General features: G+C 40.1%; 13 protein-coding genes and 1 pseudogene. 1 reads left to right on the forward strand and 13 read right to left on the reverse strand.

Going from position 1 to position 16019, the window contains the following annotated elements:
- Positions 1 to 145: 145 nt before the first annotated feature.
- The 9 genes from NIES1031_RS12650 to NIES1031_RS12685 form a co-directional block, all read right to left on the reverse strand.
- Positions 146 to 871 (reverse strand): DevA family ABC transporter ATP-binding protein, encoded by a 726-nt coding sequence (locus NIES1031_RS12650; RefSeq protein ID WP_073549736.1) that lies wholly within the window; start codon positions 869 to 871, stop codon positions 146 to 148.
- A gap of 10 nt (positions 872 to 881) precedes the next feature.
- Positions 882 to 2048 (reverse strand): ABC transporter permease DevC, encoded by a 1167-nt coding sequence (devC, locus tag NIES1031_RS12655; RefSeq protein ID WP_073549737.1) that lies wholly within the window; start codon positions 2046 to 2048, stop codon positions 882 to 884.
- Positions 2049 to 2082: 34 nt separating this feature from the next.
- Positions 2083 to 3282 (reverse strand): ABC exporter membrane fusion protein, encoded by a 1200-nt coding sequence (locus tag NIES1031_RS12660; protein WP_073549738.1) that lies wholly within the window; start codon positions 3280 to 3282, stop codon positions 2083 to 2085.
- A 445-nt stretch (positions 3283 to 3727) separates the two neighbouring features.
- A complete protein-coding gene (locus NIES1031_RS24370) occupies positions 3728 to 3865 on the reverse strand; it encodes a hypothetical protein (protein ID WP_178378128.1) in 138 nt (45 codons plus the stop codon).
- 21 nt (positions 3866 to 3886) lie between these two features.
- On the reverse strand, positions 3887 to 5215 hold the full coding sequence (locus NIES1031_RS12665; protein WP_073549740.1) for a ferredoxin reductase family protein: 1329 nt from the start codon (positions 5213 to 5215) through the stop codon (positions 3887 to 3889).
- A 402-nt stretch (positions 5216 to 5617) separates the two neighbouring features.
- On the reverse strand, positions 5618 to 6760 hold the full coding sequence (locus tag NIES1031_RS12670) for a DUF7453 family protein (RefSeq protein ID WP_073549741.1): 1143 nt from the start codon (positions 6758 to 6760) through the stop codon (positions 5618 to 5620).
- Between the two features lie 262 nt (positions 6761 to 7022).
- Positions 7023 to 8090, reverse strand: coding sequence for a glycoside hydrolase family 5 protein (locus NIES1031_RS12675; RefSeq protein WP_236738820.1), 1068 nt, complete (start codon positions 8088 to 8090; stop codon positions 7023 to 7025).
- A 66-nt stretch (positions 8091 to 8156) separates the two neighbouring features.
- Entirely contained in the window at positions 8157 to 9155 is a 999-nt protein-coding gene (locus NIES1031_RS12680) for a glycosyltransferase family 2 protein (protein ID WP_073549743.1), read from the reverse strand.
- A gap of 9 nt (positions 9156 to 9164) precedes the next feature.
- Complete coding sequence (locus tag NIES1031_RS12685) at positions 9165 to 10184, reverse strand: glycosyltransferase family 2 protein (protein ID WP_073549744.1); 1020 nt, start codon at positions 10182 to 10184, stop codon at positions 9165 to 9167.
- Positions 10185 to 10607: 423 nt separating this feature from the next.
- Here NIES1031_RS12685 and NIES1031_RS12695 point away from each other — a divergent pair, with 423 nt between their 5' ends.
- Positions 10608 to 11018, forward strand: a complete 411-nt coding sequence (locus NIES1031_RS12695) for a YjdF family protein (RefSeq protein WP_073549862.1) — start codon at positions 10608 to 10610, stop codon at positions 11016 to 11018.
- Between the two features lie 10 nt (positions 11019 to 11028).
- Here the strand turns inward: NIES1031_RS12695 and NIES1031_RS25670 are convergent.
- The 4 genes and pseudogenes from NIES1031_RS25670 to NIES1031_RS12710 all read right to left on the reverse strand — a co-directional run bounded on the left by NIES1031_RS25670 (position 11029) and on the right by NIES1031_RS12710 (position 15162).
- A pseudogene (locus NIES1031_RS25670) lies at positions 11029 to 11394 on the reverse strand (pentapeptide repeat-containing protein).
- 12 nt (positions 11395 to 11406) lie between these two features.
- Positions 11407 to 11724, reverse strand: coding sequence for a hypothetical protein (locus tag NIES1031_RS25675; protein WP_178378129.1), 318 nt, complete (start codon positions 11722 to 11724; stop codon positions 11407 to 11409).
- Between the two features lie 154 nt (positions 11725 to 11878).
- Positions 11879 to 12775, reverse strand: a complete 897-nt coding sequence (locus NIES1031_RS12705; RefSeq protein ID WP_073549746.1) for a tetratricopeptide repeat protein — start codon at positions 12773 to 12775, stop codon at positions 11879 to 11881.
- A gap of 23 nt (positions 12776 to 12798) precedes the next feature.
- A complete protein-coding gene (locus tag NIES1031_RS12710; RefSeq protein ID WP_073549747.1) occupies positions 12799 to 15162 on the reverse strand; it encodes an NACHT domain-containing protein in 2364 nt (787 codons plus the stop codon).
- Positions 15163 to 16019 lie beyond the last annotated feature (857 nt).

Consider the following 16019-nt stretch of genomic DNA (forward strand, 5'->3'; position numbering starts at 1 on the left):
CATAAATACAAAGAACAAGTTTTTAAAAAGGGTAATTAGTGTATATGTTATGTGTAACTTCTTGGTAGTTGTAGCGGTGAGTATAATTGCGGATCGCACTTTTTTAGATGAATGAACGTTTAGCTGAAGAAGGAGACTTTTGTCTTTATGAATCAAAATGAATTAATTGTTGCGTATTTTGTGTGAAGCGATGATCGTCACTTAAGCGACCATCTTCCATATGAATAATGCGCTCTGCAACGTCTAAAATACGATTATCGTGTGTCACCATGACAATTGTGCAGCTTTGTTCTTGAGCAAGATGCTGCATCAATTCAACAACAGCACGACCAGATTTGCTATCTAAAGATGCTGTTGGTTCGTCAGCTAAGACAAGTTTAGGTTGATTAACTAAAGCCCTAGCGATCGCAACGCGCTGTTTTTGTCCGCCAGAGAGATTTTCGGGGTAGTAATTGAGGCGATCGCCTAAACCAACGGCTTGGAGAATTGTTTGCGATTGCGATCGCGCAGCTTGCAGCGAAATGTTATTGTTGACTTGCGCTGCCATTTGCACATTTTGCTGTGCTGTGAGAAATCCTAGTAGGTTGTGTGATTGAAAAATATAACCGATTTGACGTCGCAGTTTGGTTAGCTTTTGTTGACTAGCACCAGCTAATTCTTGACCGAGAAGCTGAATACTTCCAGATTGTACAGAACGCAAACCACCAATCAAACTTAGTAAAGTTGTTTTTCCCGATCCTGATTGTCCTGTAATAATAACAAACTCTCCTGCACCTATTTCTAAATTAATATTGAGTAAAGTTTGCTTTTGCAAAACGCCTTTACCGTAGTAGTGATTGAGAGATTGGATTTTAAGTGCTGGGTGTTGCATAGATTACTGATTAACTAAAAATATCTGCTGGATCAGCCGCCCGCAGTTTACGGATAGCGATCGCACCTGATACGCAGCACATCACAACTGTCAAGAGTAGGACTAACAAAGCGCGGCTGATTGTCATTGCAATTGGTAAGAGCGTTTCTTTTTGCACTATATTATACTGAAATAGCGCAAAGGCAAATCCAGGCAGATAACCTAAAGCAGCTAAGATTAAAGCTTGTTGAAAAACAACAATTAATAAGTAAAGTTGAGTATATCCTATTGCTTTGAGTGTTGCGTATTCTGGCAAATGATCGGCAATTTCACTGTACAATATTTGATAAACAATCACAGTCCCGACGACAAATGCCATGATTGTTCCTAAAGTAAAGATAAAACCGATTGCTGTACTACTTGCCCAATAATATTTTTCAAAATCAATAAATTCTTGCTTAGAGAGAAGTCTGATATCTTTTTGCGTTATAGAATTCCGCAGCTTTTCAAGAACAGCTTCGGTATTTGCTCCTGGTTTGAGCTTTACTAAGCCTAAATCAATAAGTCCAAGTTTGCGTCCGTCTTGATTAAATAGCCGGAAAAAATTCAAATCGCTTGTGATTAAATTACCATCAGCACCGAATGACGTTCCTAACTGAAATAATCCACCGATTCTGATGGTGCGTCCTCCTACTTCTGTTGCGATCGCCTTTCCTTGTAAAAAGTCAGCAGCAACTGTACCAAATTCCTGGCGCGAACCTTGGTCGAACAAAAACACATCTGGTTGCTTAATTTTATCGAGGTTTTGTTGGACTCCTGGTAAGTTGACGATAGAAGAATCGGGGTCAAATCCAATGACTTGAATACTACGCAGCTTGCGTGTTTGAGGGTTTCTCCATGAAGTAAAACCTATATAAATAGGATGAACGGATTCCACTTCCTCAAGTGCTAAAACTTGGTATAAACGCCGCTGCGAAAAAGTTTTCAGAGAAAGTAATGCATCCGATTGAGGATTGATGACAACAATTTCGCCATTCAAGCTTTGGTGAAACTGAACATTACCATCAAACAATGCTTCTCGAAAACCTAATTGCATAAACATTAAAATATTGGCAAAAGCAATTCCAGCTAATGCCACAATTAGCCGTGTTTTTTCACGCGTGAGTTGTAACCATGCCAAAGGAATTTTACGAATCATTTTCTTGGCATTAATTTAGTATGGTTTATCAAAGTTAAACACTAATTTCTACAACCACTTTGGCATAAGTGAAACCAGAAACTAACTCGCTAGCTGCTGCGGGTAAACTAATTCTGACTTCAACGACTCTCGCATCAACATCCGCAGCGGGATCGCTATCTAAAACATTTTGTTTACCGATTTGTCTACCAACTTGTGTCACAGTTCCTTGAATTTTTTCAGAAAAAGCTCGGTTTTCGCTAGTGATACTCGCGGTTTGACCAGTACGCACTTTGCTAACATCTTCTTCAAGAACTTCTGCAACGACAACCATTTGATTGGTACGCGCGAGTTCCGCTATTCCGTTCGAGCTAATTGTTTCTCCAGAACGCGTGTGAATTTTAATGATTTCCCCATCAATGGGAGCTTTAATGTAGCTTAATGCTAAATCGGCTTGAGTTAATTTAACAGCCGCTAGCATCCGATTTACTTGAGCTTGGGCTTCGCGCACGTCGGTTGGGCGGATTTCGGTAATGCGGTTGAGATTGGCTCGCGCTTCCTCAATTTGGCGTTGTAGAGTTGCGATTGTTTCGTTACGAGTTGCTTGGCTTTCATTAAGTTGTTGTTGTGCGATTTCTGCATTCAAGCGTTTTGTTTCCAGTTCTTGAACAGAGATAGCACCCTCTTGATACAACCGTTGATAACGTTCGTAGTCACTTTGAGTGTTACGCTGCGCTGCTACTTGACGCGCAACGGTTGCTTGGAGCGTCTCTTGTTGTCCTGTAAGTTCGGCTTCCAGACGGGCGATCGCGGCTTTTTGCGCTTCGATTTCTCCGGTTTGCGCTCCTGCTTGGATTTTTGCGAGTGCAGCACGTGCAACTTGTACATCGGCTTGAGCGCTTTCTAGCGCGGCTTGTAAACGAGTATGCGTATCTAAAATCGCAACGGTTTCACCTGCTTTCACCCAATCGCCTTCTTTTACCAAGATTTGCTCAACTCTCGCGCCTTGTGCTGAACTTGGGGGAGATAATGCTACGACTTCTCCTTGTGGTTCTAAGCGTCCTAAAGCAACAACATTGCGAGTCACTGGCGTTGGGTTGGTGACTACTGTAGGCGTTGGCTGATTTGTTTGGTGAGATCGAATGAAAGCAACAGTACCAACAACAACAGTCGTAGCAAGGATAAACGGAATGCGCCACTTATTTGGCTTGAAGCGTGACTGTTTTGACCCTGGCTTCTCTGTAACAATTGACATAGTAGCTGGTTTGTAGATCTGAATGTTACTGCTGTGGTGTAAAGTCGTAGTTTATGTTTGACACCACAGTTTGGTATGACGCTAACTGAGGAGAAGTAGGTCCTAAATCCACGCCATGTGTGGGAAACTTCAAATGTAGGGCGCTCTCAAATGGGAAGTTTATTCTTTTTTAGATGTCCTTTGAGAGTTGATTTTATGTTTGGCACCTATGCTAAGAGTTGCAAACTCTTAAGCTGCTCGTTGCAATGATTCCGATAACTGAGATGTAAGAATTTATCAACCTGCCAAAAATGTTCCTATTTGATTTACTATGACACGTTGTACCTTTAATCTAGTTGCGATAAAGGTGTAAAAGTGTGGAACTTGTGTTTCTTTTATGTTCACAAGATAAGATGCGCGCAAGTTTGGGGTTTTCTATTTCTGCGATTAGCGGCGAGGATATTAATTACTGAGTAGGTGCAACTAAATCAGAATCAATGCTTGGCTTGACTGGATGTCTTTGGATGTAAGCGAATAAAGCTGATGTCAGTACGAGGACAACAGAGACAAACACGACTACTTCAATCATGATGTTGAAACGCATAATTCTTAGTGGTTACCTCCATCAAACAAGATTGAAGTGTTCTATATGGATGTATTTGGCGGGAACTTCTAACTCGTGTAAGGCTTTTTCGACTTCAGCTAAAAAGCGGGGCGAACCACAAAGAAAATAGCGCCAGCCTTCGCGATCGCGCGGAATATGTCGTGCTAGTAGATCCTGATTGATATAGCCTGATTCCCCTACCCAATTTTCAGGAGGCTTTTTGATTACATGAGTTACACTCAAGCTCTCTAATTGCTTGTTGAGATATTCTAATTCTTCGCGGAAAGCCACATTTTCCCAGGAAGCATTGGCGTAAATTAAGTGAATTGGTCGGCGATCGCCGCGTTGAGCAAAGGTAACGAGAATGCTAAACATTGGTGTAACACCTACACCGTTGGCGATGAGAACTAAGCCACTGAAGCTGAAATGATCTGGAGTAAAAGCACCGTGGGGACCATCAAGAAAAGCTTTTGTCCCTGGTTGAATGTGTTTGATTTTGTTTGTAAAATCACCAACAGCTTTGATTGTGAGTGCGACTTGATCGGTGCGATCGCCGTTAGAAGAAAACGAAAACGGATGCTGTTGAATGTGATAAGGAGAGCGATCAAGCGTTAACCAAGCAAATTGTCCTGGAGAAAAACGAATACCTTCATGTCCCTGCGGACGCAGTACGAGTGTCCAAGCGTTACCTCGTTGTGGAACCACAGTTTCTACCCGATAGGGTTTTTGCATCATCAACCACGGCTTGAGCAAACGGACATAAATCAATGAACCAAACGCCACAAGCGCTAATAGCGTCCACAGTAAAGCTTTCCAAGGAAGGACAAGATAGTAGTTCACGCCAAAAGCGTGAGCTAGCCCTAGCCCTACCGCAGTTACAGCAAAAATTCCGTGACTCACCCGCCACACTTCATAGTTGAGCTTGAGTTTCTGTCGCCATACCGAAGTGACAACAAGTAGTATTAAAGCGATCGTCGAAATAATAGCGAATTTTGCTCGCCAAGGAGTCGCAAAAAAGTTGAGCGCTTGTAGGTATTGACGATCGTGAAAAAATAAAATGATCGGATGAGCAAGGATTAAAGCAAATGCGACTTGGGTGATATAGCGATGGTATTGCAGAACAATATCAATACCGTAAGGAGCCGCGATCGCATCAAAACGCGCTGTCAGTGCAAATTGCAGCATCATCATTGCCAAGCCTACATATCCAAAAGCCGCAGAAAACTCAATCCAAAAGCCCCTCCCGCTTGGCGCTGGCTGAATCAACAGAATCAACAACGGAGAAAGGGTTAACAAAAGATGTAAAGCTATCCAAAATATTCCTACAACCCAGATTTTCTTTTGAAACATCTTTCTCTTTCCACTTATTTTGAGGGTGGTGCGATCAAGTTGTTGTTAGACATTTCAACCAAAATCGTAGTGATTAAAATCATCTAACAATTGGGTTAGGCATTTTTTGAGATTTAGAAAAACATATTGTCTTTCTAGCCGAACGCTTAATTTTTAAACTTAGATGTTCCGTTCAATCCTCTGAGTTTTTCTCTTATCTATCTCATTTGATTCAGGTAGATACTCCAGTTTGGAGAGTATTTCTTAATGCCAAATAGCTGTAATAACTTTTTGAACTTGAAAAATGTCTTCCAAGTGCATGGGCTAAGACTTGTTTTGTCAAGTATTTATTGCTAATTTAACTCTTTCATCGAGGTCAATTCTTGACGCTGTTTTTTGTTTCAGCGCCTTCGTTTAATAACCCTATCTATTTCGCCTACGCCAGCATAAACCTAATATAGCAAACATACTTAAAGCCAATACTGAAACACCCCCAACATTAGCATTAGAGACAGGATCGGCGCGAAAAACTGCGGTTTGACCATTTTCTAGAAGGGCTTCAAACGTAACTTGACCAGTATTATTTAATCCGCGTCCATCAATCACCAGATCCACGACTTTAGAATTAGCAAGAGGATCGCCAACAGCAATAACTTTGTTGGTTACAGGGTTTTTCCCTGTATAAATGCCACTACCACCTCCTGCATGAAGATAAGCTAAAAAGGCAATCTGACCTTGATCGTTAAGTGCAGGAATTGATTGAAAAAAGCTAAAAGGACCACTATCGTCAATATACGTTTCTATTTCTTGATCTCGTCTCTTTTTAAAGATACCGTGCTTACCATTATTTAACTGAGCTAAGAAGGCAACCGTGCCATTATTATTGATAACTGGTGAACTGAAAGATCTAAATCTACCAGTACTGTCAGCAACTTTAACAGTTCCTTTACCTCTACCAAGAAAGATTCCAGTTGCTCCTGTATCTAAAGTAGCGTGAAACGCAACCGTGCCAGCGTCATTAATAGATGGTACACTAAAAGCACTAGCAGGACCATCAGTTCCTACGGTTCTAAAGCCAACGTTAAAGTTACTAAAGCGATCGCGGCTAGAAGCAATCTTTGTTGTTTTACCATTTTGATTAACAAAAATTCCTGCTTCTGTTGTATCTAAAAGCGCATTAAAAACTATTGCGCCTTGATTGTTTAACTTGGCATGGCTAAAGTAACCAAATTCACGATTACTATCAACAATAGTAGTAATTTTTCCATTTTTCTCAGTAAAAACACCTGTATAAGATTGAGCGTAATCTGGACTATAAAAAACGCCAATAAATGACTTGGTGTTGTTGTTATTGATAGTAGAACTGAAGAAAATGTGATTAATAGGGCTACCATCAACAACTTTTGTATTTCCGCCTCCTGAACCTGTGAAGATTCCGCTTGGTGGAAGATTTTGATCGACAAAACCTTCAAAAATTACGGTTCCTTTATCATTGATAGCAGAACCTCTAAATACGCTATGGGAAGTACTAATTTGACTGATTTGGGTAAACTTGTACCGAGACATTGTATTGCTTGTGTAGTTAAAAGTTTAAAAGCGTTACGCTGCGAATGAAATCGGAGTTACTTGAAACGAATGTGACAGAAGTACAATTTAAGCAGTTGCGATCGCAATGTTTACAAATTAGCTGCGTAAAGATGAATCGTGACTGAGTAGCTGCACCCAAAAGCTACTTGGCTAGCTTCTCAAATTTTTCCACAGATTCACGACAAGTGCATTCAAATAACTGAGTAGATGTGTAGATTTTACGTGTGATATGCGTGTAACTTTAATGGCGAATTGGTTTTAATCCAAGTGCTTGCATGATTTCTGCATCATACACATCTAACTCAAACCATTGTCCCCAGCCAATTCCCAACGATTCTAAAACTTGTCGCACATCTTTGAGGTAGCGTAGTAGCGAACCACGCGGAACTGTCCAAGGAATTGCACCAAATTCATTGCATAAAACTGCGACGTTGTGAGTTCTTGCCCAATTGGCAACTGGAAATAGAAGCGTTATCAGTTTATCTCGATTCCATTGTTGTTGAGCGTAATGCTCCACTGCTTTTTTCGCCTCAGTGTCTTGAATTGCATGGAGTAGAGGAGTCACTGTAGTAAGATTTGCAGGATAGGGGATATTTTTCATAAATTGTGTAGCACGCCATCCCCAGGAAGCACCTTGGTGGGTAAAAACAAATGGTTCGTAGAAGTGGAAGTTATAGACTACATTTTTATCTGCAACAATGCGAGTCAGAGGAAGTGATCGCGCGTTGTTCCAATCGTTTGCAGTCGCACTCACATTGGAACTGGCAATAATTGTGTGGTGGGGTGCGCCTGTGCGCATAGCTTTAATTAACTCAACTTGTACCCGATCCCAAGCTTGAGGTGTTTCTGCATTCGGTTCGTTCATCACTTCCAAAAACACCTTTTCGGGATCGGTATTGCGCAGATGAGTTGCAAAAGCTTTAAAGAATGCAACAAACTTAGCAAGTACAGCAGAATCAGAATACAGCGATTTGGGATGATTAAATGGCGATAAGATGATTCCTAACCCTACTTGAGCGTGGAGACGCACAATCGCATCGAGAGTCACTAGCGAATCAGTCTTTAAAACACCAGGATTCTTGTTATCGAAAAATGTTGATAAAACAACAGGTAGGCGCGTGTAAGTTAGTCCTAAGCGCTTGTACTGCTGCAATGTTGCTAATGTATAGTATCCATCAGCGAGGTTGTGTCGTTGCCAGTGTCCGAGGTTAAAACCTTTAGATAAAGTCTGTAATCGGCTTGGTTGAACTGCGGTAGGTGATGCAGCATGGAGGCGATCGCGCGCAATCCCTGTTAGCCCAGAAGCCATTGCGAGTAGACCAAACCGGATAAAATGAGAGCGAGAGCAAGAACGAGTATATTGCATAAAATTTATTTATATAGATGGTCTCGCGTGTCGAATGCGGTATTTTTGCACAGTTCCGATCATGCGTTGCGCAATAGTTTCAATCTGGTGATAAAAAGATTGCGGTAGAAACCACAACAAATACGCAGCAACTAAAGTCATCAGCGTACGACGAGGTTCTTTCCAAATACTCCAATGAGTAACCAAAGCTTGATGCATCAAATTTACCGCGACTGTTCCCGAGTGCATCCGAATCGCACTTCGCGCCAGCGATTTGAGTTGATAAGCCTTCGCGGGGCGATCGCACTGTGCAACGAGTTCAGGGGCATAAGTACGAGTTTTTGCGAGAACCTTTTCTAATGACTCAAACTGCTTAAATAAATTTTGCGAAGCCCCTTGAGGATGCACGCGATATAATGTGAGCGCTTCAGGAATTCCCTCGATTTGCCAAGACGTTTGAATCGCAATGCGCAGCCAATATTCTAAATCCTCAGCATGATGCAATTGCTCGTCAAAATAACAACCCTGCATTGCACTATCTTCTATCACTTCTCGCCGCATGACAGCTGCCGAACCATTCCCAACGACACTATCGATTAAAAGATACGACGGTGTAATATTTTTGAGTTTGGGCATCATAAATGTACCGAGGAAATTGCCCGATTCATCAATAAAAGCCGAGCGACAAAAGCTCACACCCACACTGGGGGATGATTCCAGATGCGCCAGATGTTTTTCTAGCTTTTGTGGTAGCCACACGTCATCGCCATCTAAAAACGCGATAATCTCACCTTGCGCATGACGAATTCCAGTGTTGCGTGCTGCGGATACGCCACGATTTGCTTGGTGAATAATCTGAATTCTCGGATCGTTAAACTGCTGACAAATCGCCACACTCGCATCCGGTGAACCATCATCGACTATTAACAATTCCCAGTTTTGATATGTTTGTGCTACCACCGATGCTACTGCTGTAGCGATATACTTCTCGACTTTGTACACCGGTACGATCACTGTTACTTTTTTCATCTTCAAATACTATGCCAATTGTCTAGATTGCTCTTGATGAATGCGACGCTTTTGACTGTTTGCTGTCATTCTTAAAGCAATAGCTTCGATTTTTTTGTGGATTGAGTCAGGGAGAAACCACAGCGAGTAAGCTGCTGCTAAGGTTAAAAGTGTCCGACGTGGTTCTTCAAATAAGATTCGCCAATGAGTCGCGATCGCTTGATGCACAAGTCGTACAGCTTTTGATGTAGCTTGTACGCGGATTGCTCTACGAGCTAAAAACCTCAACTGATAAGCCTTCGCAGGACGCTCCCACTGTGCAATAAATTCTGGGGCGTAGCTTCGCGTCTTTGCTAGTACCTTTTCTAACGACTTTAGTTGTTCCAATTCATTGGTAGAAGCTCCTGTTGAATTGACGCGATATAATGTGAGCGCTTCGGGAATTCCTTCAATTTGCCAAGACGTTTGAAGTGCAATGCGCAGCCAACATTCAATATCCTCAATATGATGCAGTTGCTCGTCAAAATAACAGTCATGTTGAGCATCTGAATATTTAATCGCTTCTAAAACTTCACGCCGAATTACCGGAGCCGAGCCGTTACCGATGGGATTGCGATAAAGTATGTACGATGGTGCGATCGCTTTTAGCTGCGATAACTGATAAATTCCTAATAATCCTCCCGATTCATCAATAAAAGCCGAGCGACAAAAGCTCACACCCACACTGGGGGATGATTCCAGATGCGCCAGATGTTTTTCTAGCTTTTGTGGCAGCCACACGTCATCGCCATCTAAAAACGCGATAATCTCACCTTGCGCATGACGAATTCCAGTGTTGCGTGCTGCGGATACGCCACGATTTGCTTGGTGAATAATCTGAATTCTCGGATCGTTAAACTGCTGACAAATCGCCACACTCGCATCCGGTGAACCATCATCGACTATTAACAATTCCCAGTTTTGATATGTTTGTGCTACCACCGATGCTACTGCTGTAGCGATATACTTCTCGACTTTGTACACCGGTACGATCACTGTTACTTTTTTCATTTTGAGATGTATTTTTTAGAAATATATAAATTCTTCTTTGGGTAATGTTTCAGGATTAATAAAAATGCTGCAAATAGCCCCCATAATTCTCATGTTTGAGGAAATTACAACGCTAAAATCTTCTAGGGTGGGGGAAATAGAAACTGCTATTATTCTTCTAGTAAATATCAAACTAGATTCTCCCAATTTCAAAAAATTATATGATCGAAAACCAAAAAGTATGTCTTATTTAGGTCTATATTATGGTGTATTTATGTGTAAGAATTGTCTCTATTTAGGAATTTAGATAAAGTAGAAGTGTTTGCATTAATATAGAGTTCTATTAGGTATTCAGATATCTGAAAGTTTGGTATATATTCTATATGCATATAGAATTATTTCGCTTCAGGCAACGCAGAATTTTTATGATGATTGGAGTTGGAATTGAAGCTGACAATTTTATTTAACGGTCAATTTTGGGAAGGCGTAGTTGAAATAAACTACGAAGGTTGTTTTAAAGCCGGAAGACATATATTTGGTTCAGAACCTAAAGATCCTGAAGTTTTGAACTTTGTAATCCATTCCGCACTGAGAATTTTAGAAAATACCACTTCTTCAATAGAATTAAATGTATGTGAAGAAAAGAAAGTTAATCCTAAGCGTCTTGCAAGAGAAGTTGCCAAAGAGTCTGTCAGAGGCGTGTCTACAATGGCACAGGAGGTAATTCAACGCGAGTTAGAAACTCGAAAAAAGGAAAAGAAAGTGGTTTCTAAAGCTCAGAAAGAAGCCGAAAAAGAGCAAAAACGTTTACTTGCGCAGCAAAAAGCAAAAGCAAGACATCGTGGTAAAGGTTAAGCAATCTACCTTAATAAGATAATAAGATCATTCCTGCTACTTGAGGATTAAAATGACTAAGAAAGATAGTAGGGCAAGAATGACTTAGAAAATATTTTTGACAAAATTCAGGTGTTGTATTATTGTCTGTATATTTTGCTCTTTGTAAATTATCTATTTGCAGATTTACTTGATACAAATTAGTTCCAATTAACACTGATTTCTGTAAGTTGACTTCTGCCAATTCAGCGTTTTGTAGATTAGCTCCTATCAAATTAGCATTTTGTAAGTTAGCTTATTCCAAAATATATTCTTGGAGATTGGCTTTTAATAAAGTAGCATTTTATAAGTTAGCTCTTGCCAGAATAGCTTCCTGTAAATTGGCGTTAATTAAAATTGCATTAGAAAGTTAAATATTAACCAAACAAGCTTTCTGGGACGCTAAACCTGCTAAACTTTGTTGTTCCCACTCTAGCCAAAACCAAGGAATTCTTCTAGGTGTACTATTTAAAAACTCAAGGGCTTGGCTCCGCCTACCACTTCCAGGTTGATCGTATGCTGCGGTAATTACTTGCCATACTTGATAAATTTCTGTATTGCGCTGTTGGTGTTCGTTAAAAATAACGAAAATTGCAGTAGAAAGAATTGATAAATTACTAACGAGTTGAATAATTTCTAACCGTCTCTCCAATGAGGCAAATGTTGCTAAAATCTTAGCTTGCTTCATTGGTAAAATATGATTCCTGCAACGCTTGCGATGTTCTCGTTCTACTTGAGATACTTGCTTAATTAGGTTTTTCATGAGAATCTAGCAGCCTAAATAATCAATCTCCTGCATAAATTTCAGATTTGCACCTGAAATCGGGAGTATGTTTCGCAAGCTAAATTAATAATGCATCGATTAATCGTCTCCACGCTACGAGATCGCCATTTTTAAATGTAAGAAGATCAGTCAAATCATCAAAATCTCGATGAATTCCATCCTTATACTTTTTAACTTTATCTTCGAAAGAATTTACTTTTACATTATCTGTCTTACCCTGAAGCAAAAAATTGCAATAATAGTCAAATAAATCTATCAGTATTTGGAAGGGAAGGACTAAGTCTTCATAGTTTAGGTTTTGACAATACTCGTTGTATTCCTCTAGCATTCCTCGAATGATCAGATATTCTAAATAGTTGAGTTTGACAAAAGGATTGTTAGGAAATTTCTGTAATGCATCTTGCATAAGCTGCATCGACCGAGTAGGTTCATTTTGCTTTAATAAGAAAACTGCGTACCGTTTCACTGCCCAAGTGTAAGCAGGATTTTTAGTCAAAACCTCATTGTAAACTTGTTCTGCTACTTCTATACGGTTGTACTTTTCTAAGAAATAAGCATAATGCGAGAGTGTCCACAAGTCCTCACCATAACCATTCTGTAAAGCTTTTTGATACCACTCATAAGCGCGATCCATCAGAAAGTTTCGCTCTAAAACGTAAGCGTAGTAGTTGGCTCCTTCACTTCGATTTGTGGTAAATGCTTGTTCAAGATGATGCAGCGAGGTTGCGTAGTCGTAAGTTTTACCATAGCATTGACCAATTCCGTAATGAAAGTCTGCTGTTTGTTGGTGCTTCAGCAAGTGTTGATAGAGTTTGGTTGCTACTTTGTAGACATCTTCTGTACGTAAAAAATCTGCAACTTCAGCAATTGATGCGATCGCATATTCTTGATATTGGTTAAGAATCTTTTCATACTCATGATTTCGAGCAAGATTCATCAACTCGTTTTCTATCATTATTTGTACCTATTCAATATTGTTTAACTTGCTTGAAAAGCAGTTTTGTGCCAAAGTGACAATGCTTTAATTTCGGTAAGTGGTAGTAACAAATTGTCTTGAATTTCTTGCCGCACTCGATTGCTGAGATAACAGCTATCGTTCAGACAATCTATCAATAATTGGTTGGCATCGTAGTATTGTTTAAGTATTTCCATCTGCTGACGGCTAAACTGCCAATCGTAACCAAAATCGCGGTAGGAAATAGAGATGACCTTTAATTGTTCTATCCAAGAATTACCGTTAGCTTCCCACCACAGGTCAAATTCACTCTCGTTAAGTGAGCCGAATACTTGTGATTTGAGTTGTTCCAATTCTTGCTCAAGCTTAGGATCGACAATACTAGCACGGTTGATTGCTCGTTCAAGAACACGCTTGAAAGTCAGGATGCGCTTGGGAGTATCTTTAATGACATGATTAAGCGCCAGTGTCCGATCAAGCGCCAGGTCAAGTGCAAGCTCGTCATTTATTTTACGAGTCATTGTCGGCTCAAGCGCACGCGATAAATCTAAAGTACTACTGAATAGATTAGAAGTTCGTGATACGTCAAGGTCAAAATAGAAAGCTCGTGCGAGTACCAACTTTTGTAAACACATACTACGAGCTTTTTGGCTAACCCAAGTGAGAAACGCTTGTAATTGATCATCTGTTGCTAGGAGTTGATCGACATGTTGCTTCATTAACAGCAGCAGATAGTCAGCATTTCGTAGCATACTAGCGCTAAACAAAAATACTTCTCGCCAGCGCTTCTGTGTGCTATGACTAACCAGTTGTCGTAACCCTCGCTCTAAAGCATCAGGATTGGGATTGTCAACAATTTTCTGCGCTGTGAAATACTCATGAAATGTCAAGTGTGAAAACGAATAAATTCCCCTAGCGCGTTCCACTAACAACCCATGTTGAGCTTCGATTGATTTGAGAATGACTTCGCTATCGAGTTGGAATGCTTGAGTTGCCGTGACGCTAGTCGGTAAGCTACGAATATAATCAGCAATGTACTGTTCTAACTCTTGCTGACGGAAGAAGTATTCACCTTGTTCAAACGTCTGAAAAGCGATTTGGCTAAGTAGATCTTCCTTGTGTTTCACTGACAAGTTTTTGTAGACTTGCTCGCGTTCAATGTTACGCTTAGCATCCCATTTTTTGAGCAGTAGATTAATTCCTTCTTTGTAGAACTGCGTGCGATTAGTAGGAAAACTCGATGTTTCTGCAAATACTAGACATGTTAGCGTTAGTAATAACGGATTAGTCGCGATTTCGCGGATTGTAGCGTTTTGTTGGAGCTTTTGTAGAAAATTTGTACTTTCCTCGTGCGAAGCAAACCAGTTGTAAGCAAAACTGGCGATTTGCTCTGCATCAAAGTCAGCAATTTCTACCTCAGTAAACTCTTCAAAGGTATATTCGCGGGTTGCAATTCGACAAGTCAAGACAAAATGGCAATGAAGAAACTTCGCTACAAAATTTCGGATTTCTTGAACAACGCGATAGCAATCTTTCTCCTGGACCTCGTCAAGTCCATCGAGTAAGACGAGCGCCCTACCATTAATTAATATTTGAGTTGTGATCGCGCTATCTATAATTCCACAGGTGGTAAACTGCTCGGCTATGTACTCAAGCAAGCTTGGCTGTTCGGGTGTTTCTGCAAAGTCTTTGAGCGCGATTAGGATGGGGACTCGATTGGCTTGTAGCTTTCCGTTGATGCATTGTAAAGCAATGTGCTTCAAAAAAGTCGTTTTACCTGCACCTGGTTTACCCAATATGACTAACTTGGTATGCTCTTGGAGTGCTTCTAAACCTGATATTGAGCTTTGAGTCACTTCCCCTAAGTTTGGACGCTCAAATTCCTCTGGAACGCAAACTTTGAGTAAATCGGCGAGTTCTAGTCGGCGTCGCCCCGTAATTTTTTTGAGTAGGTTAATTTTGGTATAAATGTTGTTTAATTCAACGGGCTGAGACATATCTAGTACTCGCATTAGCCCGTACCTTTGTTCAATTGCGGTACGTAGTTTGTTGCGTACCTCTTGTACTGCTATATCTATGTCACACCGGCTACTGAAGTTAGTTAACGCTATCTGAGCAAATTCAACTTCCTCTCTTAAGTCCGCAGTTTCTTCCTCCCAGGTTTCTAGTTCAGCAACATCTTGCCAAGGTAATTCCAACCTTTGACAGATTTTATGAAAGTTTTCTCGCCCTACTGGTTTGCCAGCAAAGAACTTTTGCACTGTCGAGCGCGAGACTTCTAACTCATCTGCCAAGTCAAGTTTGGTTGCAAACATCAACATAGCCCGATTGGCGCGGTTAAGTCCTTCCGGTGATGCTCTTAGCGATCGCCCTGCCTGTACTTTCATATTTACAATGAGTAAAACCCTACTGATGGTATTTAGAGTTAATTTAAAAAGTTGGAAAACTAGCCTGGAAGAACACTCAAATTAGCTAATTTTTCTTAATTATATACTTACAGACTTATTCAGTCTGTATTCGCCACAACAATCAATATTTTCTAGTCCTTATCTAGCTTGCCACTTTTACCAAAATATATCTGAGGTAAGCCCACCTAATTAACCAAGTTCTTTGTGACCTATAATTTCAATGACCCTGGTATTTTTTTACACTAGATATATGTCATTGCTTATCCCTTAAAACTGCTAATAGTAATAAATGACTAATTATTGTTTGCATCAGAGTAAAAATCAAAACTATAATAATCCTTCCTACTTTAGCGTTGTTTTTCTTCTTCCTTAAGAGAGATTAGAATGTAAATGGTACATATAACAGAAGAAACAGTTTATCAATATTAAAAAAAACTTAAGTTGTATTAAAAGCAACAAACTATTAGAAAAAACTTACCAAATTGATTATATACAAAAAAAACACATAAAATACACATCTTTAAACCCTGATAAGGCTTGATTAATTTATGAGATATGCAAAACTATAAAGCAACTTGTAAATGATGCGCCTTGCATCAAACTTGATAGAGGAAGCACTGGTGACTCTCCTTTGCCTAGTTCTAATGACAAATCGCTAGAGAGCCGATCGAATATTTGTTTTGGAGCTAGAGCTTTTATTGTTTATCAGTCAACTCTATGTTTTAGGATGCTTGTGAAAAATTGATTATATGTTTTCTAGTAATTCACATTTCTTTTTAGCATCATTAACTGAATTTCTGGTAGCTTTTACAATTAGTCAACAGGAGTAATCAACG

This window comes from Chroogloeocystis siderophila 5.2 s.c.1, assembly GCF_001904655.1.
Lineage (GTDB): Bacteria > Cyanobacteriota > Cyanobacteriia > Cyanobacteriales > Chroococcidiopsidaceae > Chroogloeocystis > Chroogloeocystis siderophila.